Genomic DNA, 18,878 nt, shown 5'->3' with positions numbered 1-18,878 from the left:
CGTCCGTTACTCCTGCACGCTGCCGCCGGCAGCCTCGATGGCGGCCTTGGCACCGGCCGTGGCGGCCACGCCCTTCAGCACGAACTTCTTGGTGAGTTCGCCCTTCTTGACGATCTTGGCGCGCTTGGCGGTGCTCGGCACCAGCTTGGCGGCACGCAGCGCGGCGAAGTCGATCTCGCCGGCTTCCAGCTTCTCGAGCTGGTACGACAGCACTTCGGCGCAATCCAGCTTCAGCTTGGAGCGGAAACCGACCTTCGGCAGACGCTTGATCAGCGGCATCTGGCCGCCTTCGAACTTCGCCTTGATCTTGCCCTTACCGGCGCGCGCGAACGAGCCCTTGTGGCCGCGACCCGCCGTCTTGCCCAGGCCGGAACCGATACCGCGACCGACGCGGGTGCGCTCGGTACGGGCGCCCTCGGCGGGCTTCAGTGTGTTGAGACGCATGTTGATTACTCCTCGACCTTGACGAGGTAGTGAACCTTGGCGATCAGACCCCGCACCTGCGGGCTGTCCTTCAGTTCACGCACATCGTTGAGCTTGTTCAGGCCCAGCGCCTTCACCGACAGGCGGTGACGCGACTGGGAACCACGCAGGCCGCGCACCAGGCGCACCTTGACGGTCTTGTTGGACTCGTTAGCCATTGAGGAGTTCCTCCACCTTCTTGCCGCGCTTGGCCGCGATGCGCGACGGCGACTGCATGTCGCTCAGGCCCTTGAGCGTGGCGCGCACCAGGTTGATCGGGTTGCGCGAACCGACGGCCTTGGCCAGCACGTTCTTCACGCCCACCGCTTCCAGCACGGCGCGCATGGCGCCGCCGGCGATGACGCCCGTACCTTCCGAGGCCGGCTGCATGAACACGCGCGCCGCACCGTGGCCGGCCTTCACCGGGTGCCACAGCGTGCCGTTGTTCAGATCGACATTCAGCATGCCCTTGCGGGCATATTCCATCGACTTCTGGATGGCGACCGGCACTTCGCGCGCCTTGCCGTAACCGAAACCGATCTTGCCGTTGCCATCGCCCACCACCGTCAGCGCGGTGAAGGTGAACTGGCGGCCGCCCTTGACGGTCTTGCTGACGCGGTTGACCGCGACCAGCTTCTCGATCATGCCGTCGTCGACTTTCTCTTCGCGGTTGCGATCGCGATCGCGGCCCCGCGGTTGACGTTCTTCTGCCATTGCTTGAATTCCTTGGTTGATGGGTATGTACGGCTGGGCCGCTTATGGTTGTGGTGTGGAACGGTGAAGCGTCGTTCGCTGCAGAAGAGCGGACGCGCCCGGCGCAGCCTGCGCCGGCAGGTCAGGGCATGGGATCGCCCCATGCCTTCCAAGCTTAGAACTGCAGGCCACCCTCGCGGGCGGCATCGGCCAGCGCCTTGATGCGGCCGTGGTAGCGGTAGCCCGAGCGGTCGAAGGCGACCTTCTCGATGCCCGCGGCCTTGGCGCGCTCGGCGATGATCTTGCCGACGCGTGCGGCGGCGTCGCTGTTCTTGCCGTTCTTCAGGCCATCCTTCACGTCGGCCTGCAGGGTGTTCGCCGACGCGATCACCTTGGCGCCGTCGGCGGTGAACAGCTGGGCGTAGATGTGCTGGCCGGTGCGCAGCACCGACAGGCGCGGCACGCCGAGCTCGCGGATGTGGGCGCGGGTCGACTTGGCACGGCGCAGGCGGGCGATGTTCTTGATGCTCATGATCTGGTTCCTCGAAGCCGAAGGCCCGGTTAGGCCTTCTTTGCTTCCTTGCGGATGATGGTTTCGTCGGAGTACTTCACGCCCTTGCCCTTGTAGGGCTCCGGCGGACGGAAACCGCGGATCTTGGCGGCGACTTCGCCAACGCGCTGCTTGTCGGCACCCTGGACCAGGATTTCGGTCTGGGTCGGGGTGGCGATGGTGATGCCTTCCGGCGTCTTGAACAGGATCGGGTGCGAGAAACCCAGCGACAGGTTCAGGTCCTTGCCCTGCATCGCAGCGCGGTAACCCACGCCCACCAGCTCGAGCTTGCGCTCGAAACCTTCCGACACGCCCTTGACCATGTTGGCCAGGATCGCGCGGATGGTGCCGGTGAGGGCGTCGTCGGCCGGGGTCGCCGGCGACAGGTTCGCAACGCCGTTATCGACATTGATGTCGACGCCAGCGGGCTTGGCGATGGACAGGGTGCCCTTCGGGCCCTTGACGTTGAGGGTCTCACCCTGGACGTTCAGTTCGACGCCCTTCGGGAGATTGATCGGCTTCTTGGCTACGCGGGACATGTGTGGGCTCCTTCGCTTAGGCCACGAAGCACAGGACTTCGCCACCGACGCCGGCCGCACGGGCCTGCGCATCGGTCATGATGCCCTTCGAGGTGGAGATGATGGCGACGCCCAGGCCACCGAGGACCTTCGGCAGTTCGGCCTTGCCACGGTACTGGCGCAGGCCCGAACGGGACACGCGGCTCAGCTTCTCGATGACCGGCTTGCCTTCGAAATACTTGAGAACGATCTCGAGCTCGGCCTTGTTGTTCTCGGTCTTCGTCACGCGGACGTCGCCGATATAGCCTTCCGCCTTGAGGACGTTGGCGATCGAGGTCTTGATCTTGGAGGACGGCATCTTCACCGTCGGCTTGCCCACAGCGGCGGCATTGCGAATGCGCACCAGCATGTCGGCGATGGGATCAGTCATGCTCATTAGAGTCTGCCTTATGAGTAGCACCGATATCCGCTTTCGCGAAAATCTAGGTTGTGCCTGGACACCCCCAGGTGGGTGGCGGGTGGCCCGCCCTCCCCGGCCAAGCCGTGGGAGCCGAACATTGTACAACAACTAGTCCGGCATGTGCCGGACTTGTCTCTTCATCCCGTGCGACCTCCCTTGCGGGCGCCGCCGGAGGTCGTTACCAGCTGGCCTTGCGCAGGCCGGGCACGTCGCCGCGCATGGTGGCTTCGCGCAGCTTGTTGCGGCCCAGTCCGAACTTGCGGTAGACGCCGCGCGAGCGACCGGACAACTCGCAGCGGTTGCGCTGGCGGCTCGGCGAGGAATCGCGCGGCAGCTTCTGCAGCTTGGTGGCCGCGTCGATCTTCTCTTCGTACGACGCCGTCGTGCTGGACACGATCTTCTTCAGCGCATCGCGCTTGGCGGCGTACTGCTTGGCCAGCTTTTCCCGCTTGATGTCGCGGTTGACCATCGAGGTCTTTGCCATGATGTCTTTTTCCTAGCGAATCAGTTGCGGAACGGGAACTTGAACGCTTCGAGCAGCGCCTTCGCTTCGGCGTCGTTCTTGGCGGTCGTCGTGATGGCGATATCCATGCCGCGGATCGCGTCGACGGCGTCGAAATCGATTTCCGGGAAGATGATCTGTTCCTTCACGCCCATGTTGTAGTTGCCGCGACCGTCGAACGAACGGCCGGACACGCCACGGAAGTCGCGGACGCGCGGCAGCGAGATGCTGATCAGGCGGTCCAGGAATTCGTACATCTTGGCGCGACGCAGGGTGACCTTGCAGCCGATCGGCCAACCATCGCGGATCTTGAACGAAGCCACCGACACGCGGGACTTGGTCGTGATCGGCTTCTGGCCGGTGATCTTGGCCAGGTCGGCCACGGCGTTTTCCAGGATCTTCTTGTTGGTCGCCGCTTCACCCACACCCATGTTGATGGTGATCTTGGTGATCTTCGGCACTTCCATCGGATTGGTGTAGCCGAACTTCTTCATCAGAGCCGGCGCCACTTCTTCCTTGTAGATTTTTTCGAGACGGGTGGTCATGTCCTCATTCCTCAGGCGTCGAGCGCCTCACCGCTGGAGCGGAACACACGCAGTTTGCGTCCATCCTCCAGCACCTTGAAACCGATACGCTCGCCCTTGCCCGTCGCCGGGTTGAACAGCGCGACATTGGAGATGTGGATCGAGCGCTCGCTCTCCACCACGCCACCCGCGATACCGGCCTGCGGGTTCGGCTTGGTGTGGCGCTTGACGACATTCACGTTGGAGACGACCACACGGTCACCGTCCACGCGCACCACGTCGCCCTTCTTGCCCTTGTCCTTGCCGGTGATGACGACGACCTGGTCGCCCTTCTTGATACGGTTTGCCATTTCTATGTCCTCCGCTCAGAGCACTTCAGGCGCGAGCGAAACGATCTTCATGAACTTCTCGGAGCGCAGCTCGCGGGTCACAGGCCCGAAGATGCGGGTGCCGATCGGCTCCTGCTTGTTGTTGAGCAGCACGGCGGCGTTGCCGTCGAAGCGGATCAGCGAACCGTCGGGACGGCGAACGCCCTTGCGGGTGCGCACGACCACGGCGTCGTAGACTTCGCCCTTCTTGACCTTGCCGCGCGGAATGGCGTCCTTCACGGTCACCTTGATGATGTCACCGATGCCGGCGTAACGGCGCTTCGAGCCGCCCAGCACCTTGATGCACATCAGTTCCTTGGCGCCGGAGTTGTCGGCCGCGTCAAGGTAGCTCTGCATCTGGATCATGATTCAGATCTCCTCTTATTCAGCCGCACGGGTGATGATTTCCACCACGCGCCAGTTCTTGGTCTTGGACAACGGGGCGATCTCGGTCACACGCACCACGTCGCCTTCCTTGCAGCTGTTGTCCGCGTCGTGCGCGTGCAGCTTCGTGGAACGCTTGATGTACTTGCCGTACAGGGCGTGCTTGACCTGACGCTCCACCAGGACGGTGACCGTCTTGTCCATCTTGTTGCTGACGACGCGGCCTTCGATGGTGCGTTGCGCTTTGTCTTTGTTATCGCTCATCTTGGTCGCTCCTTACTTCTGGCTGCCCAGCAGGGTCTTGACGCGAGCGATCTCGCGGCGGACCCGGCGGGTTTCATGCGTCTTCGGCAGCTGGCCGGTCACCTTCTGCATGCGCAGGGAGAACTGCTCCTTGCGCAGCTCGGTCAGGTGGGCCTTGAGCTCGTCAGCCGACTTCTCGCGGAGTTGCTTGAGTTCCATTAGCGCACCGTCCGGGTCACGAAAGTGGTGGTGACCGACAGCTTGGCCGCGGCCAGGCGGAACGCCTCGCGCGCGATGTCCTCGCTGACGCCTTCGATTTCATAGATCATGCGGCCCGGCTGGATCTGGGCGACCCAGTATTCGACGTTGCCCTTACCCGAACCCATTCGCACTTCGATGGGCTTCTTGGTGATCGGCTTGTCGGGGAACACACGGATCCACATCTTGCCGCCGCGCTTCACGTAGCGGCTGATCGAGCGGCGGGCCGCTTCGATCTGGCGCGCGGTCAGCTGACCGTGCGCCGTGGCCTTCAGGCCGTACTCGCCGAAACTGACGAGGTTGCCGCTCCAGCTCAGGCCTTCGTTCCGGCCCTTGTGCATCTTGCGGTATTTGGTTCGCTTGGGTTGCAACATGACTGATTACCTCGCGTCGCGGTCACGAGCCGGGCGCGACGGACGTTCGCTGCGCTCGGGGCGCGCGTCGTCCTGCTTCTCCTGACCCACCTGGCTGAAATCGAAGATTTCGCCCTTGTAGACCCACACCTTGATGCCGATGATGCCGTAGGTGGTCTTCGCCTCGGCAAAACCGTAATCGATGTCGGCACGCAGCGTGTGCAGCGGCACGCGGCCTTCGCGGTACCACTCCGAACGGGCGATTTCGGCACCGTTGAGGCGGCCAGCCACGTTGACCTTGATGCCCAGGGCACCGAGGCGCATCGCGTTGCCCACGGCGCGCTTCATCGCGCGACGGAACATGATGCGGCGCTCCAGCTGCTGCGCGATCGACTCGGCCACCAGCTGGGCGTCCAGCTCGGGCTTGCGCACTTCGGTGACGTTGATGTGCGCCGGGACGCCCATCAGGTCGCTCACTTCCTTGCGCAGCTTCTCGATGTCCTCACCGCGCTTGCCGATCACCACGCCCGGACGGGCGGTGTGGATGGTCACGCGCGCCGTCTTGGCCGGACGCTCGATCAGGATCTTGGAGATACCGGCCTGGGCCAGCTTCTTGCGAAGCATCTCGCGCACCTTGAGGTCCGCAGCCAGGTAGTCGGCGTAGTCGCGCTTGTTGGCGAACCACTTGGAATTCCAGTCCTTGGCGATGCCCAGGCGGATGCCGGTCGGATGAACTTTGTGACCCATACTTATTTGCCCTCGCCCACGACCACGGTGATGTGGCTGGTGCGCTTAAGAATGCGGGTACCACGGCCCTTGGCACGGGCCATGAAACGCTTCAGCACCGGACCTTCGTCGACCATGATGGTCTTGACCTTCAGCTCGTCGACGTCGGCACCCTGGTTGTTCTCGGCGTTGGCGATGGCGGACTCCACGACCTTCTTGATCAGGTGGGCGGCCTTCTTGTCCGAAAACTTCAGCAGGTTGACGGCGCGTTCGGCCGACAGGCCACGCACCTGGTCGGCGACCAGGCGGGCCTTCTGCGGGGAGATGCGCGCGGTGCGCAGGATGGCTTTCGCTTCCATGGTCATCTCTCCTTACTTCTTGCCGCCGGCTTTCTTGTCGCCACCGTGACCCTTGAAGGTACGCGTGACGGCAAACTCGCCGAGCTTGTGGCCGACCATGTTCTCGTTGACCAGCACCGGAACGTGGTTCTTGCCGTTGTGCACGGCGATGGTGAAACCCACCATCTCCGGCAGGATCATGGAGCGGCGCGACCAGGTCTTGATCGGCTTCTTGCTGCCGCCCGCGGCCTCCACCTTCTTGACGAGGTGGTGATCGACGAACGGGCCCTTCTTGAGTGAACGTGCCATGGTCGATTAGCCCCTACGATCGCGGACGATGAATTGCTGCGTGCGCTTGTTCTTGCGCGTCTTGTAACCCTTGGTCGGGACACCCCACGGGGTGACCGGGTGCGGGTTGCCCTGGCCGGCCTTGGCCTCACCACCACCGTGTGGGTGGTCGACGGGGTTCATGGCCGCACCACGGACGGTCGGCTTGACGCCGCGCCAACGCTTGGCACCGGCCTTGCCCAACTTCTCCAGGCTGTGCTCGTCATTGCCGACTTCGCCGACGGTGGCGCGGCACTCGACCTGCACCTTGCGCATTTCGCCGGAGCGAAGGCGCAGCGTGGCGAAACCCTGTTCGCGGGCGACCAGCTGCACGGCGGCGCCGGCGGCGCGGGCGATCTGCGCGCCCTTGCCCGGCTTCAGCTCGATGCCGTGGATCGTCGTACCGACCGGGATGTTGCGCAGCGGCAGCGTGTTGCCGGCCTTGATCGGGGCATCGCTACCGGCGATGACCTGGTCGCCGGCCTTCAGGCCCTTGGGGGCGATGATGTAGCGGCGCTCGCCATCGACGTAGCACAGCAGCGCGATGTGCGCGGTGCGGTTGGGATCGTATTCGATCCGCTCCACGCGCGCCGGAATGCCTTCCTTGTCGCGCTTGAAGTCGATCAGGCGATAGTGCTGCTTATGGCCGCCACCGATGTGACGGGTGGTGATGCGACCGTGGTGGTTGCGGCCACCGGTCTTGCTCTGCTTCTCAAGGAGCGGCGTGTGCGGCGCACCCTTGTGCAGGTCGGGCGTCACCACGCGGACGGCGGAACGGCGGCCGGCGGAGGTGGGTTTGAACTTCATCAATGGCATGTGGGTCTACCTCAGGCCTTGGCCGACACGTCGATGGCCTGGCCATCGGCCAGACGCACGTACGCCTTGCGCCAGTCGCCGCGGCGGCCGGCGCGGTTACGGAAGGACTTGTTCTTGCCCTTCACGTTCACCACGTTGACCGTCTCGACCTTGACGTCGAACAGCTGCTCGACCGCGGCCTTCACATCGGCCTTGGTGGCATCGCTCGAGACTTCGAAGACGTATTGATTGGAAACTTCCTGCAGGCGCACGGTCTTCTCGGAGACACGCGGAGCACGCAGCACGGCAAAAATCTTCTCGTTGCTGATCATGCCAGCCACTCCTCGATCTTCTTGACGGCGTCGGTCGTGATCACGACCGAGTCAGCGCCGACCAGCGCCGCCGGGTCTAGGCCCTGCACGTCACGCACTTCCACATAGGGAAGGTTGCGGGCGGACAGGTACAGGTGCTCGGAGGCGTCCTCAGTGACGATCAGCGGGCGCTGACCAACGTCCAGGCCCTTCAGCTTCTCGACCAAGCCTTTGGTCTTGGTCGCGTCGATGTCGAACGCTTCCACGATGGTCAGGCGGTTCTGACGGTTCAGTTCCGACAGGATGGCGCTGATGGCCGCGCGGTACATCTTGCGGTTGACCTTCTGCGCGAAGCTGCGCGGCTTGGCCGCGAACGTGACGCCGCCGCCGACGAAGATCGGCGCGGTCAGGGCACCGTGACGGGCACCGCCACCCTTCTGCTTCTTGGACTTCTTGGTGGTGCCGTTCACTTCGGCGCGCGTCTTCTGCGCCTTGGTGCCTGCACGACCGGCGTTGCGGTAGGCAACGACGACCTGGTGAACCAGATCCTCGCTGAACTCGCGGCCGAACACGTCGTCGGAGACCGACAGCTTGTTGGCGCTACCGTTAATGGCTAGTTCCATGGTCGTTCTCCTCAACCCTTGCTCGCCGGACGCACGATCACGTCGCCACCCGGCGCACCCGGCACGGCGCCGCGGACGGCGATCAGGCCGCGCTCGGCGTCCACGCGGACGACTTCCAGGTTCTGCGTGCTCTGCTGCACGGCACCCATGTGGCCGGACATCTTCTTGCCCGGGAACACGCGACCCGGCGTCTGGCGCTGACCGAGCGAACCCGGCGAGCGGTGCGACAGCGAGTTACCGTGGGTGGCGTCACCCATGGTGAAGTTCCAACGCTTGATGGTGCCCTGGAAGCCCTTGCCCTTGGTCACACCCTGGACGTCGACCTTCTGGCCGACCTCGAAGATGTCGGCCTTGATCTCGCCGCCAATGGCGAAGTCGCCCAGCTTGTCGGCTTCGACACGCAGTTCCCACAGGCCACGACCGGCTTCGACCTTGGCCTTGGCCAGGTGACCGGCGACCGGCTTGGTGACGAGCGAGGCGCGGCGCGCGCCCACGGCAACCTGCACGGCGCTGTAGCCGTCGGTTTCCGGGGTTTTGATCTGGGTGATGCGGTTCGGGGTGGCTTCGATCAGCGTCACCGGGATGGACCTGCCATCTTCGGTGAACACGCGGGTCATGCCAGCCTTGCGGCCGACGAGACCCAACGAATATTTCTTCGCGGTCATGGTCGTGGCCTCAGGTCAGCTTGATCTGGACGTCGACGCCGGCAGCCAGTTCGAGCTTCATCAGCGCGTCCACGGTCTTGTCGTTCGGGTCGACGATGTCGAGCACGCGCTTGTGCGTGCGGGTCTCGTACTGGTCGCGCGCGTCCTTGTCGACGTGCGGGGACACCAGGACGGTGTAACGTTCGATCTTGGTCGGCAGCGGGATCGGGCCGCGCACCTGCGCGCCGGTCCGCTTGGCCGTCTCAACGATCTCGCTGGCCGAGCGGTCGATCAGACGATGATCGTACGCCTTGAGCCGGATTCGGATCTTTTGGTCCGCCATGACGGTGTTCCTTCGTTAAAGAGCGACGGGCGCGGCCTCTGGGATGCCTTGCCCCGGTTAGTCCAAGCTGATTCATTCCCCACCGCCCGCGAGGACTCCACGGACGGGCAGCGCCTGAATCGGCTGGGGATTCTTCCTGAAAAACAAGGCAGGCCGGTAAACCGGCCCGCCCAGACATGAAAGTATAGGACGCGTGACATATCCCGTCAACCACCGGGACGCCCTGCCCGGCCCGAGGCCTGCAGGATGGCACGCGACACTCCGTGTCTGGCGAACACGAGGTGCTTCCTGCACCTCTTTTCGCGGTAGGCCGGCGGCCTCCCAGGGGGCGCCGGCGGGTATTGCGATCCTGAATAGCGGTCGCCATTCGGGGGCCGGCATTGTAGCCGCGTATTGCCAAGGTCGCAAGCGCTTTGCGCCGCCACCTTTACTGCGATCAGGCCGGGCGAGCCGGCCTGATCGAACACGCGTCTCGCAAGAAAGCGAGACGCGCCGAACCGGCTTACTTGATGATCTTGGCCACCACGCCGGCGCCGACGGTACGGCCGCCTTCGCGAATCGCGAAACGCAGGCCTTCGTCCATCGCCACCGGGTTGATCAGGGTCACCGTCATCTTCACGTTGTCGCCCGGCATCACCATCTCCACGCCTTCCGGCAGCTGCACCGCACCGGTGATGTCGGTCGTGCGGAAGTAGAACTGCGGACGGTAGCCCTTGAAGAACGGCGTGTGGCGGCCGCCCTCGTCCTTGCTCAGCACGTAGACTTCGGACTCGAACTCGGTGTGCGGAGTGATCGAACCGGGCTTGGCCAGCACCTGGCCGCGCTCCACGTCGTCACGCTTGGTGCCGCGCAGCAGCAGACCGGCGTTGTCGCCCGCCTGGCCCTGGTCCAGCAGCTTGCGGAACATTTCCACGCCCGTGACCGTGGTCTTCTGGGTCGGACGGATACCGACGATTTCGATTTCGTCGCCCACCTTGATGATGCCGCGCTCGATACGACCGGTCACCACGGTGCCGCGGCCCGAGATCGAGAACACGTCTTCCACCGGCATCAGGAACGGCTTGTCGATGTCGCGCTCCGGGGTCGGGATCCAGGTGTCCAGCGCGTCCACCAGCTTCAGGATCGCCGGCACGCCGATCTCGCTCTGGTCGCCTTCCAGCGCCAGACGGGCCGAGCCCGAGATGATCGGGGTGTCGTCGCCCGGGAACTCGTACTTGCTCAGCAGCTCACGGACTTCCATCTCCACCAGCTCCAGCAGCTCGGCGTCGTCCACCATGTCGGCCTTGTTCAGGAACACGACGATGTACGGCACGCCCACCTGGCGCGACAGCAGGATGTGTTCACGCGTCTGCGGCATCGGGCCGTCGGCGGCCGAGCACACCAGGATCGCGCCGTCCATCTGGGCCGCACCGGTGATCATGTTCTTCACGTAGTCGGCGTGCCCCGGGCAGTCCACGTGCGCGTAATGGCGCGAGGCCGATTCGTATTCCACGTGCGCCGTCGAAATCGTGATGCCGCGCGCCTTCTCTTCCGGCGCCGCGTCGATCGCGTCGTACGCCTTGAACTCGCCACCGAAACGCTCCGCGCCAATCTTCGTCAGCGCCGCCGTCAGCGTCGTCTTGCCGTGGTCAACGTGGCCAATCGTGCCCACGTTCACGTGCGGCTTGGTGCGTTCGAATTTACCCTTTGCCATTGTCTTTACCTCTGTGATTCGTGATTCGTGATTCGTGGCTGGCTTGACGCGGTACCGTGCTCTCGCGAATCACGGATACCGAATCATCCATCACGCCTTTTAGTTCTTCTTGACGACCGCGTCGGCGATGTTGGCCGGCGCTTCCGCGTAGTGGTCGAACTCCATCGAGAACGTGGCGCGACCCTGCGACATCGAACGCAGCGTGGTGGCGTAGCCGAACATCTCGCCCAGCGGCACCATCGCGTTGATCACCTTGCCGGACGGACTGTCGTCCTGGCCCTGCAGGATGCCGCGACGACGGCTCACGTCGCCCATCACATCACCCAGATAGTCTTCCGGGGTGACGATCTCGACCTTCATCATCGGCTCCAGCAGCACCGGCTGCGCCTTGCTGAAGGCTTCCTTGAACGCCATCGAGCCGGCGACCTTGAACGCCATTTCGTTGGAGTCGACGTCATGGAACGAACCGTCCACGGCTTTGATCGCCACGTCCACGACCGGGAAGCCGGCCAGCGGACCGCTCTTCATCGCGTCTTCGATGCCCTTGCCGGCCGCAGCGACATATTCCTTCGGCACCACGCCACCCACGATGGCGCTTTCGTAGGAGAAGCCCACGCCGCGCTCGACCGGCGACATCTCGATGACGATATGGCCGTACTGGCCACGACCGCCCGACTGGCGCACGAACTTGCCTTCCTGCTTGACGGCCTTGCGGATCGTTTCGCGGTAGGCCACCTGCGGCTTGCCGACGTTGGCTTCCACGTTGAACTCGCGCTTCATGCGATCAACGATGATTTCCAGGTGCAGCTCGCCCATGCCGGAGATGATGGTCTGGCCGGACTCTTCGTCGGTACGCACGCGGAACGAGGGGTCTTCCTGCGCCAGGCGGCCCAGGGCGAGACCCATCTTTTCCTGGTCCGACTTGGTCTTCGGCTCGACCGCCATCGAGATGACGGGCTCCGGAAACACCATGCGCTCCAGCGTGATGATGTGATCCTGCGCGCACAGCGTGTCGCCGGTGGTGACGTCCTTCAGGCCCACCGCCGCGGCGATGTCGCCCGCGCGCACTTCCTTGATCTCGTCGCGCTGGTTGGAGTGCATCTGCAGGATACGGCCCACGCGCTCCTTCTTCGACTTGACCGGGTTGTACACCTGGTCGCCGGAGTTGAGCACGCCCGAGTAGACGCGGAAGAACGTGAGCGAACCGACGAACGGGTCGGTCATGATCTTGAACGCCAGCGCGGAGAACGGCTCGTTGTCACCGGCCTTGCGGCTGTCTTCCTTCTCGTTCTCGTCGATGCCCTGCACCGGCGGACGATCGGTCGGCGACGGCAGCAACTGGATCACGCCGTCGAGCATGGCCTGCACGCCCTTGTTCTTGAACGCGGAGCCGCAGTAGACCGGAATCACTTCCACCTTCAGGGTGCGCTCGCGCAGGCCCGCGATGATCTCGGCCTCCGACAGGTCACCCTCGTTGAGGTACTTGTCCATCAGCTCTTCGCTGGCCTCGGCCGCAGCCTCGACCATGAAGGCACGGTCGGTCGCCGCGCGCTCGGCCAGCTCGGCCGGAATGTCGCGGTACTCGAACTTGGTGCCCTGCGAAGCGACATCCCAATGGATGTACTTCATCTTCAGCAGGTCGATGACGCCCTCGAATCCGTCTTCGGCGCCGACCGGCACCTGCATGGGCACCGGATAGGCACCCAGGCGGGCCTTCAGCTGCTCGACGACCTTGTCGAAATTCGCACCGGTGCGGTCCATCTTGTTGACGAACGCGAGGCGCGGCACGGCGTACTTGTTCGCCTGGCGCCACACGGTCTCGGACTGCGGCTGCACGCCGCCGACGGCACACAGCACGAACACCGCGCCGTCGAGCACGCGCAGCGAACGCTCGACTTCGATGGTGAAGTCGACGTGGCCGGGGGTGTCGATGATGTTGAAGCGGTGCTGCGGCAGGGACTTGTCCATGCCGGTCCAGAACGCCGTGGTGGCGGCGGACGTGATGGTGATGCCGCGCTCCTGCTCCTGCTCCATCCAGTCCATGGTCGCGGCACCGTCGTGCACTTCACCGATCTTGTGGCTGACGCCGGTGTAGAACAGGATGCGCTCGGACGTGGTGGTCTTGCCGGCGTCGATGTGCGCCATGATGCCGAAATTGCGGTAACGCTCGATGGGAGTGGTGCGAGCCACGACAGTCTCTCTTTTCTGATGGAGGGCCGGCAGGATGCCGTGGCCTTCCGTGGAGGGCGGATCTTCAGATGGCCGAATGCCGCCTTTCGGCGGCCTTCGGGGGCGGGGCGCGGAAGCGCGTCCCAGGGGCACCGAGATGGTGCCGAAGGCCCTTGCTTGCAAGGGCCCGCAGGCCGTTACCAGCGGTAGTGCGCGAACGCCTTGTTCGCTTCCGCCATGCGGTGGGTCTCTTCACGCTTCTTGATGGCGCCGCCGCGGTTCTCGGAGGCGTCCAGCAGCTCGGCCGCCAGCTTGCGCGGCATGGAGTTCTCGCCACGCTTGCGGGCGGACTCGATCAGCCAGCGCATCGCCAGCGCCATGCGGCGCGAGGAACGCACTTCGACCGGCACCTGGTAGGTGGCGCCGCCGACACGGCGGGACTTCACTTCGACGGCCGGGGAGACGTTGTCCAACGCCTTCTCGACCAGCTCCAGGGCGTTCGGATTCTTCTCGCCGATCACGTCCATGGCGCCGTAGACGATCTTCTCGGCGACGGACTTCTTGCCGCTCAGCATCACCATATTGATGAAGCGGGCGATCGTCTGGCTGCCGTGCTTGGGGTCCGGCAGGATTTCACGTTGGGGGGCAGAGCCTTTGCGCGACATGTTCGTTTATTCCTTAAGCCTTGGGACGCTTGGCGCCGTACTTGGAACGGCCCTGGCGGCGCTTGGCGACGCCCGAGGCGTCCAGCGAACCGCGCACGGTGTGGTAACGCACGCCCGGCAGATCCTTGACGCGGCCGCCGCGCACGAGCACCACGGAGTGCTCCTGCAGGTTGTGGCCTTCACCGCCGATGTAGCTGATGATTTCTTCCTGGTTGGTCAGGCGCACCTTGGCGACCTTGCGCAGAGCCGAGTTCGGCTTCTTCGGGGTCGTCGTGTAGACGCGGGTGCACACGCCGCGACGCTGCGGGCAGTTGTCCAGCGCGGGCGACTGGCTCTTGTAGGTGGGGGCCTGCCGCGGCTTGCGGACCAGCTGATTGACGGTTGCCATAATGGATTCTTCGTGTGAAGGCCGGAGCCTTGTTTGACATGAAAACGAAGGCAGGCCGCGAGACGGCCCACCTAGACGGAAAAGTATAGCCGGCCATCCGCCCGACCGTCAACGCGACGGGGGTGGATGCCTGCCAACCGACTGCGATCCCGCCCTTCCTGGGCCGAAAACGAGGCGCTCCCTGCGCCTCATTTCGTGGTCTGGGGCGGCCCGAAGGCCGCCGGATGGTGCGTTTTAGCTGGCGCTGGACTCCTCGCCGGCGTCATCGGTCGCCACGGCGGCGGCCGGGGCCGGCGCTTCACTGCTGCCGCCCGACAGGGCGTCCACCTCGGCCTCGGTCAGACCGGAGGCGTTACGGCGGCGCTGGTTGTGGTACGCCAGGCCGGTACCGGCCGGGATCAGACGGCCGACAATGACGTTCTCCTTCAGACCGCGCAGGCTGTCGCGGGTGCCGCGCACGGCCGCCTCGGTCAGCACGCGGGTGGTCTCCTGGAAGGAGGCCGCGGAGATGAACGACTCGGTCGCCAGCGACGCCTTGGTGATGCCCAGCAGCACCGGGTCGTACTTCGCCGGAATCTCGTTGCGAGCCAGCAGCTTGGCGTTCTCTTCGATGAAGCGCTGCTTCTCGATCTGCTCGCCCGCCAGGAACTTGCTGTTGCCGGCATCGGTGATTTCCACCTTGCGCAGCATCTGGCGGGTGATGACCTCGATGTGCTTGTCGTTGATCTTCACGCCCTGCAGGCGGTAGACGTCCTGGATTTCCTTGACCAGGTAGGCCGCCAGCGGCTCGACGCCCAGCAGGCGCAGGATGTCCTGCGGGCTCGGCTCGCCGTCCACGATGGTTTCGCCCTTGGCCACGTGCTCGCCTTCGAACACGATGATCTGGCGGAACTTCGGAATCAGCTCCTCGTGCTCCGAACCATCGGTGTCCTTGATGATCAGGCGCTGCTTGCCCTTGGTGTCCTTGCCGAAGCTGATGACGCCGGAGCGCTCGGCCAGGATGGCCGGGTCCTTCGGCTTGCGGGCTTCGAACAGGTCGGCCACGCGCGGCAGACCACCGGTGATGTCGCGGGTCTTGGAGGCTTCCTGCGGCACCTTGGTGACCACGTCGCCCACGCCGACCGGCGCGCCGTCCTGCAGGTTGACGATGGAGCGCGGCGGCAGCAGGTACTGCGCCGGCAGGTCGGTGCCCGGGATGCTCAGGTCCTTGCCGTCCTTGTCCACGATGCGGACGATCGGACGCAGGTCCTTGCCCTGCGAGCCGCGACGCTTCGGATCGGTGATCTCGCGCGACGCCAGGCCGGTCAGTTCGTCGGTCTTCTCGATGACGGTGACGCCGTCGACGAAGTCCACGAAGCGCACGAAACCGGCCACTTCCGACACGATCGGGTGGTTATGCGGGTCCCAGTTCGCCACGGCCTGGCCGGCGGTGATCTGGTCGCCATCCTTGACGGTGATCGTGGCGCCGTACGGCAGCTTGTAGCGCTCGCGCTCGCGGCCATGGCCGTCGAGCACCGACAGTTCGCCCGAACGCGAGACCGCGACCAGGCTGCCGTTGGCGTGTTCGACGAACTTCAGGTTGTTGAACTTGATCGAACCGGTCGTCTTGACGGTGATGTTGTCCACCGCCGCCGCACGCGACGCCGCACCACCGATGTGGAACGTACGCATGGTCAGCTGGGTGCCGGGCTCGCCGATCGACTGCGCGGCGATGACGCCGACCGCTTCGCCGATGTTGACGATGTGGCCACGGGCCAGGTCGCGGCCGTAGCAGTGCGCGCACACGCCGAACTCGGATTCGCAGGTGATGGTGGAGCGCACCTTCAGGGACTGCACGCCGGCATCTTCCAGCTTCTGCACCCAGGCTTCGTCCAGCAGCGTGTTGCGGGTGACGATCGGATCTTCGTCGTTGCCCGGCAGGAACACGTCCTCGGCCACGATGCGGCCCAGCACGCGGTCGCGCAGCGGTTCGACTACGTCGCCGCCTTCCACGATCGGAGTCATGGTCAGGCCTTCCAGCGTGCCGCAGTCGACCTCGGTGATCACTACGTCCTGCGCCACGTCGACCAGGCGGCGGGTCAGGTAACCGGAGTTCGCGGTCTTCAGCGCGGTATCGGCCAGGCCCTTGCGGGCACCGTGGGTGGAGTTGAAGTACTCCTGCACGTTCAGGCCTTCGCGGAAGTTCGCCTTGATGGGCGTCTCGATGATCGAACCGTCGGGACGGGCCATCAGGCCGCGCATGCCGGCCAGCTGGCGGATCTGCGCCTGGCTACCACGGGCGCCGGAGTCGGCCATGATGTACAGCGAGTTCATCGACTTCTCGTTGATGGTCTCGCCCTTGGCGTTCTTCACCTTGTCGGTACCGATGGTGTCCATCATCGCCTTGGCGATGCGCTCGTTGGTGCGCGACCAGATGTCGACCACCTTGTTGTAGCGCTCGCCGGCGGTGACCAGGCCGCTCTGGTACTGCTCCTGGATCTCCAGCACTTCCTGTTCGGCTTCGCCCAGGATGCCCTTCTTCTCGGCCGGGATCAGCATGTCGTCGATGCCGATCGAGACACCTGCACGCGTGGCGTACGCGAAGCCGGTGTACATCAGCTTGTCGGCGAACACGACCGTGTCCTTCAGGCCCAGCATGCGGTAGCTGGAGTTGATCAGGCGGCTGATGGCCTTCTTGTTCAACTCGGTGTTGGCCAGCGCGAACGGCAGGCCCTCCGGCAGGATCTCCGCCAGCAGCGCGCGGCCGATCGTGGTGTCCACGATGCTGGTCTGCTTGCTGCGCGCGCCCTGCTCGTCGACCACGGTCTCGGTAATGCGCACCTTGACCTTGGCATGCAGCTCGACGGCACGGTTGTCGTACGCGCGCTTGACCTCGGCGATGTTGGCGAACGCCATGCCCTCGCCCTTCTTGTTCTCCAGGGCACGGGTCATGTAGTACAGGCCGAGCACGACGTCCTGCGAGGGCACGATGATCGGCTCGCCGTTGGCCGGCGACAGGATGTTGTTGGACGACATCATCAGCGCGCGCGCTTCCAGCTGGGCTTCCAGCGAGAGCGGCACGTGGACGGCCATCTGGTCACCGTCGAAGTCGGCGTTGAACGCGGTGCAGACCAGCGGATGCAGCTGGATGGCCTTGCCTTCGATCAGCACGGGCTCGAACGCCTGGATGCCCAGGCGGTGCAGGGTCGGCGCGCGGTTCAGCAGCACCGGGTGCTCGCGGATCACCTCTTCCAGGATGTCCCAGACTTCGGCTTCTTCGCGCTCGACCAGCTTCTTGGCGGCCTTGATCGTCGTGGCCAGGCCGCGGCGCTGCAACTTGGCGAACACGAAGGGCTTGAACAGCTCAAGCGCCATCTTCTTCGGCAGGCCGCACTCGTGCAGGCGCAGGGTCGGACCGACCACGATGACCGAACGACCCGAGTAGTCGACGCGCTTGCCCAGCAGGTTCTGGCGGAAGCGGCCCTGCTTGCCCTTGATCATGTCGGCCAGCGACTTGAGCGGGCGCTTGTTGGTACCGGTGATGGCGCGGCCGCGGCGGCCGTTGTCCATCAGGGCGTCAACGGACTCCTGCAGCATGCGCTTTTCGTTGCGCACGATGATGTCGGGCGCGTTGAGCTCGAGCAGGCGGCGCAGGCGGTTGTTACGGTTGATGACGCGGCGGTACAGGTCGTTCAGGTCGGAAGTCGCGAAACGGCCGCCATCCAGCGGCACCAGCGGACGCAGGTCCGGCGGCAGCACGGGCAGCACGGTCATAACCATCCATTCCGGACGGTTGCCCGATTCCAGGAACGCTTCGATCAGCTTGATGCGCTTGGTGAGGCGCTTGAGCTTGGTCTCGGAGTTGGTGCTGGCGATCTCCTCGCGCAGGTTCACCATCTCGGCCTGCAGGTCGATGGTGCGCAGCAGGTCGTAGACGGCCTCGGCGCCCATGGCAGCGTCGAAATCGTCGCCGTGCTCCTGGCGGGCCTGCATGAACTGCTCTTCGGTCAGCAGCTGGCGGCGCTCGAGCGAGGTCAGGCCCGGCTCGGTGACGACATAAGCTTCGAAGTACAGCACCCGTTCGATGTCACGCAGGGTCATGTCCAGCATCAGGCCGATGCGCGAAGGCAGCGACTTCAGGAACCAGATGTGCGCGACCGGGCTGGCCAGGTCGATGTGGCCCATGCGCTCGCGGCGCACCTTGGCCAGCGTCACTTCCGTGCCGCACTTTTCGCAGACCACGCCGCGGTGCTTCATGCGCTTGTACTTGCCGCACAGGCACTCGTAGTCCTTGATCGGGCCGAAGATGGCCGAGCAGAACAGGCCGTCGCGCTCGGGCTTAAACGTACGGTAGTTGATGGTTTCCGGCTTCTTCACTTCGCCGAAGGACCACGAGCGGATCAGGTCCGGCGAGGCCAGCGCGATCTTGATCGCGTCGAAGTCCAGCGTCTGGCGCTGCTGGTTGAAGAGGTTGAGCAGGTCTTTCATTTTGTTTCTCCGTCAGGAGGAATCTTTGTCGGGGGCGGGATGACGGTGTTCGCAAGGCGCGGAGGCAACGAAAT

Annotated in this window: 26 protein-coding genes; all 26 read right to left on the bottom strand. The window is 64.6% G+C overall.

Annotated elements, in window-relative coordinates; all coding sequences use genetic code 11:
* Positions 1 to 6 precede the first annotated feature (6 nt).
* The 26 genes from rplO to rpoC all read right to left on the bottom strand — a co-directional run bounded on the left by rplO (position 7) and on the right by rpoC (position 18,804).
* Positions 7 to 450, bottom strand: coding sequence for a 50S ribosomal protein L15 (gene rplO, locus AC23D6_RS05455; RefSeq protein WP_175455805.1), 444 nt, complete (start codon positions 448 to 450; stop codon positions 7 to 9).
* Positions 450 to 641, bottom strand: a complete 192-nt coding sequence (gene rpmD, locus AC23D6_RS05450) for a 50S ribosomal protein L30 (RefSeq protein ID WP_055941302.1) — start codon at positions 639 to 641, stop codon at positions 450 to 452. Before rpmD ends, rplO begins: the two co-directional genes overlap by 1 nt.
* The gene (rpsE, locus tag AC23D6_RS05445) at positions 634 to 1,176 is read right to left on the bottom strand and encodes a 30S ribosomal protein S5 (RefSeq protein ID WP_267793386.1); all 543 of its coding nucleotides are present in this window, start codon (positions 1,174 to 1,176) and stop codon (positions 634 to 636) included. The genes rpmD and rpsE overlap by 8 nt, the downstream gene beginning before the upstream one ends.
* A 154-nt stretch (positions 1,177 to 1,330) precedes the next feature.
* Positions 1,331 to 1,687, bottom strand: a complete 357-nt coding sequence (gene rplR, locus AC23D6_RS05440; RefSeq protein WP_487751776.1) for a 50S ribosomal protein L18 — start codon at positions 1,685 to 1,687, stop codon at positions 1,331 to 1,333.
* 29 nt (positions 1,688 to 1,716) lie between these two features.
* Positions 1,717 to 2,244: a 50S ribosomal protein L6 gene (rplF, locus tag AC23D6_RS05435; RefSeq protein ID WP_487751775.1), complete on the bottom strand. Its 528-nt coding sequence runs from the start codon at positions 2,242 to 2,244 to the stop codon at positions 1,717 to 1,719.
* A 16-nt stretch (positions 2,245 to 2,260) separates the two neighbouring features.
* On the bottom strand, positions 2,261 to 2,659 hold the full coding sequence (rpsH, locus tag AC23D6_RS05430; RefSeq protein ID WP_162109785.1) for a 30S ribosomal protein S8: 399 nt from the start codon (positions 2,657 to 2,659) through the stop codon (positions 2,261 to 2,263).
* A gap of 202 nt (positions 2,660 to 2,861) precedes the next feature.
* Positions 2,862 to 3,167: a 30S ribosomal protein S14 gene (gene rpsN / locus AC23D6_RS05425; protein WP_487751774.1), complete on the bottom strand. Its 306-nt coding sequence runs from the start codon at positions 3,165 to 3,167 to the stop codon at positions 2,862 to 2,864.
* A gap of 20 nt (positions 3,168 to 3,187) precedes the next feature.
* Entirely contained in the window at positions 3,188 to 3,730 is a 543-nt protein-coding gene (gene rplE / locus AC23D6_RS05420; protein ID WP_055941290.1) for a 50S ribosomal protein L5, read from the bottom strand.
* A gap of 11 nt (positions 3,731 to 3,741) precedes the next feature.
* Positions 3,742 to 4,059, bottom strand: coding sequence for a 50S ribosomal protein L24 (rplX, locus tag AC23D6_RS05415; RefSeq protein ID WP_162109788.1), 318 nt, complete (start codon positions 4,057 to 4,059; stop codon positions 3,742 to 3,744).
* A gap of 15 nt (positions 4,060 to 4,074) precedes the next feature.
* On the bottom strand, positions 4,075 to 4,443 hold the full coding sequence (gene rplN / locus AC23D6_RS05410; RefSeq protein WP_013535986.1) for a 50S ribosomal protein L14: 369 nt from the start codon (positions 4,441 to 4,443) through the stop codon (positions 4,075 to 4,077).
* Between the two features lie 15 nt (positions 4,444 to 4,458).
* Positions 4,459 to 4,725 (bottom strand): 30S ribosomal protein S17, encoded by a 267-nt coding sequence (rpsQ, locus tag AC23D6_RS05405; protein ID WP_093296353.1) that lies wholly within the window; start codon positions 4,723 to 4,725, stop codon positions 4,459 to 4,461.
* 12 nt (positions 4,726 to 4,737) lie between these two features.
* Complete coding sequence (rpmC, locus tag AC23D6_RS05400; protein ID WP_055941284.1) at positions 4,738 to 4,923, bottom strand: 50S ribosomal protein L29; 186 nt, start codon at positions 4,921 to 4,923, stop codon at positions 4,738 to 4,740.
* The gene (rplP, locus tag AC23D6_RS05395) at positions 4,923 to 5,336 is read right to left on the bottom strand and encodes a 50S ribosomal protein L16 (RefSeq protein WP_055941282.1); all 414 of its coding nucleotides are present in this window, start codon (positions 5,334 to 5,336) and stop codon (positions 4,923 to 4,925) included. The genes rpmC and rplP overlap by 1 nt, the downstream gene beginning before the upstream one ends.
* Positions 5,337 to 5,342: 6 nt before the next feature.
* Positions 5,343 to 6,062 (bottom strand): 30S ribosomal protein S3, encoded by a 720-nt coding sequence (rpsC, locus tag AC23D6_RS05390; RefSeq protein WP_056878821.1) that lies wholly within the window; start codon positions 6,060 to 6,062, stop codon positions 5,343 to 5,345.
* 2 nt (positions 6,063 to 6,064) lie between these two features.
* Positions 6,065 to 6,400: a 50S ribosomal protein L22 gene (rplV, locus tag AC23D6_RS05385; RefSeq protein WP_079724420.1), complete on the bottom strand. Its 336-nt coding sequence runs from the start codon at positions 6,398 to 6,400 to the stop codon at positions 6,065 to 6,067.
* A 12-nt stretch (positions 6,401 to 6,412) separates the two neighbouring features.
* Positions 6,413 to 6,688 (bottom strand): 30S ribosomal protein S19, encoded by a 276-nt coding sequence (gene rpsS, locus AC23D6_RS05380; protein ID WP_093296350.1) that lies wholly within the window; start codon positions 6,686 to 6,688, stop codon positions 6,413 to 6,415.
* A gap of 6 nt (positions 6,689 to 6,694) precedes the next feature.
* Positions 6,695 to 7,522, bottom strand: coding sequence for a 50S ribosomal protein L2 (gene rplB / locus AC23D6_RS05375; RefSeq protein WP_487751773.1), 828 nt, complete (start codon positions 7,520 to 7,522; stop codon positions 6,695 to 6,697).
* A gap of 11 nt (positions 7,523 to 7,533) precedes the next feature.
* On the bottom strand, positions 7,534 to 7,833 hold the full coding sequence (rplW, locus tag AC23D6_RS05370) for a 50S ribosomal protein L23 (RefSeq protein ID WP_487751772.1): 300 nt from the start codon (positions 7,831 to 7,833) through the stop codon (positions 7,534 to 7,536).
* On the bottom strand, positions 7,830 to 8,435 hold the full coding sequence (rplD, locus tag AC23D6_RS05365; RefSeq protein WP_487751771.1) for a 50S ribosomal protein L4: 606 nt from the start codon (positions 8,433 to 8,435) through the stop codon (positions 7,830 to 7,832). Before rplD ends, rplW begins: the two co-directional genes overlap by 4 nt.
* Before the next feature lie 11 nt (positions 8,436 to 8,446).
* Positions 8,447 to 9,100, bottom strand: coding sequence for a 50S ribosomal protein L3 (gene rplC / locus AC23D6_RS05360; protein WP_487751770.1), 654 nt, complete (start codon positions 9,098 to 9,100; stop codon positions 8,447 to 8,449).
* 10 nt (positions 9,101 to 9,110) lie between these two features.
* Positions 9,111 to 9,422, bottom strand: a complete 312-nt coding sequence (gene rpsJ, locus AC23D6_RS05355) for a 30S ribosomal protein S10 (RefSeq protein WP_022968186.1) — start codon at positions 9,420 to 9,422, stop codon at positions 9,111 to 9,113.
* 502 nt (positions 9,423 to 9,924) lie between these two features.
* Complete coding sequence (gene tuf, locus AC23D6_RS05350; protein ID WP_487751764.1) at positions 9,925 to 11,115, bottom strand: elongation factor Tu; 1,191 nt, start codon at positions 11,113 to 11,115, stop codon at positions 9,925 to 9,927.
* 99 nt (positions 11,116 to 11,214) lie between these two features.
* A complete protein-coding gene (gene fusA / locus AC23D6_RS05345) occupies positions 11,215 to 13,305 on the bottom strand; it encodes an elongation factor G (protein ID WP_487751769.1) in 2,091 nt (696 codons plus the stop codon).
* A gap of 176 nt (positions 13,306 to 13,481) precedes the next feature.
* On the bottom strand, positions 13,482 to 13,949 hold the full coding sequence (gene rpsG, locus AC23D6_RS05340) for a 30S ribosomal protein S7 (RefSeq protein WP_056879074.1): 468 nt from the start codon (positions 13,947 to 13,949) through the stop codon (positions 13,482 to 13,484).
* 13 nt (positions 13,950 to 13,962) lie between these two features.
* Positions 13,963 to 14,337, bottom strand: a complete 375-nt coding sequence (gene rpsL, locus AC23D6_RS05335; RefSeq protein ID WP_055945224.1) for a 30S ribosomal protein S12 — start codon at positions 14,335 to 14,337, stop codon at positions 13,963 to 13,965.
* Positions 14,338 to 14,571: 234 nt separating this feature from the next.
* On the bottom strand, positions 14,572 to 18,804 hold the full coding sequence (gene rpoC / locus AC23D6_RS05330) for a DNA-directed RNA polymerase subunit beta' (protein WP_487751768.1): 4,233 nt from the start codon (positions 18,802 to 18,804) through the stop codon (positions 14,572 to 14,574).
* Positions 18,805 to 18,878 lie beyond the last annotated feature (74 nt).

Source organism: Pseudoxanthomonas sp. G3, assembly GCF_057654715.1.
The sequence above is the reverse complement of the archived record's forward strand: the minus strand, read 5'-3'. Positions and strand labels throughout refer to the sequence as shown.

Bases quoted from the DNA above. Each gene is read 5' to 3' on its own strand.
- rplV (WP_079724420.1), bottom strand. From the start codon at position 6,400: ATGGAAGCGAAAGCCATCCTGCGCACCGCGCGCATCTCCCCGCAGAAG.
- rplX (WP_162109788.1), bottom strand. From the start codon at position 4,059: ATGGCAAACCGTATCAAGAAGGGCGACCAGGTCGTCGTCATCACCGGC.
- rplF (WP_487751775.1), bottom strand. From the start codon at position 2,244: ATGTCCCGCGTAGCCAAGAAGCCGATCAATCTCCCGAAGGGCGTCGAA.
- rpsE (WP_267793386.1), bottom strand. From the start codon at position 1,176: ATGGCAGAAGAACGTCAACCGCGGGGCCGCGATCGCGATCGCAACCGC.
- rplN (WP_013535986.1), bottom strand. From the start codon at position 4,443: ATGATCCAGATGCAGAGCTACCTTGACGCGGCCGACAACTCCGGCGCC.
- rpsJ (WP_022968186.1), bottom strand. From the start codon at position 9,422: ATGGCGGACCAAAAGATCCGAATCCGGCTCAAGGCGTACGATCATCGT.
- rplW (WP_487751772.1), bottom strand. From the start codon at position 7,833: ATGATCAGCAACGAGAAGATTTTTGCCGTGCTGCGTGCTCCGCGTGTC.
- rplB (WP_487751773.1), bottom strand. From the start codon at position 7,522: ATGCCATTGATGAAGTTCAAACCCACCTCCGCCGGCCGCCGTTCCGCC.
- rpmC (WP_055941284.1), bottom strand. From the start codon at position 4,923: ATGGAACTCAAGCAACTCCGCGAGAAGTCGGCTGACGAGCTCAAGGCC.
- tuf (WP_487751764.1), bottom strand. From the start codon at position 11,115: ATGGCAAAGGGTAAATTCGAACGCACCAAGCCGCACGTGAACGTGGGC.
- rpsQ (WP_093296353.1), bottom strand. From the start codon at position 4,725: ATGAGCGATAACAAAGACAAAGCGCAACGCACCATCGAAGGCCGCGTC.
- rplR (WP_487751776.1), bottom strand. From the start codon at position 1,687: ATGAGCATCAAGAACATCGCCCGCCTGCGCCGTGCCAAGTCGACCCGC.
- rpsL (WP_055945224.1), bottom strand. From the start codon at position 14,337: ATGGCAACCGTCAATCAGCTGGTCCGCAAGCCGCGGCAGGCCCCCACC.
- rpsN (WP_487751774.1), bottom strand. From the start codon at position 3,167: ATGGCAAAGACCTCGATGGTCAACCGCGACATCAAGCGGGAAAAGCTG.
- rplC (WP_487751770.1), bottom strand. From the start codon at position 9,100: ATGACCGCGAAGAAATATTCGTTGGGTCTCGTCGGCCGCAAGGCTGGC.
- rpoC (WP_487751768.1), bottom strand. From the start codon at position 18,804: ATGAAAGACCTGCTCAACCTCTTCAACCAGCAGCGCCAGACGCTGGAC.
- rpsC (WP_056878821.1), bottom strand. From the start codon at position 6,062: ATGGGTCACAAAGTTCATCCGACCGGCATCCGCCTGGGCATCGCCAAG.
- rplE (WP_055941290.1), bottom strand. From the start codon at position 3,730: ATGACCACCCGTCTCGAAAAAATCTACAAGGAAGAAGTGGCGCCGGCT.
- rplP (WP_055941282.1), bottom strand. From the start codon at position 5,336: ATGTTGCAACCCAAGCGAACCAAATACCGCAAGATGCACAAGGGCCGG.
- rpsH (WP_162109785.1), bottom strand. From the start codon at position 2,659: ATGAGCATGACTGATCCCATCGCCGACATGCTGGTGCGCATTCGCAAT.
- rpsS (WP_093296350.1), bottom strand. From the start codon at position 6,688: ATGGCACGTTCACTCAAGAAGGGCCCGTTCGTCGATCACCACCTCGTC.
- rplD (WP_487751771.1), bottom strand. From the start codon at position 8,435: ATGGAACTAGCCATTAACGGTAGCGCCAACAAGCTGTCGGTCTCCGAC.
- rpsG (WP_056879074.1), bottom strand. From the start codon at position 13,949: ATGTCGCGCAAAGGCTCTGCCCCCCAACGTGAAATCCTGCCGGACCCC.
- rpmD (WP_055941302.1), bottom strand. From the start codon at position 641: ATGGCTAACGAGTCCAACAAGACCGTCAAGGTGCGCCTGGTGCGCGGC.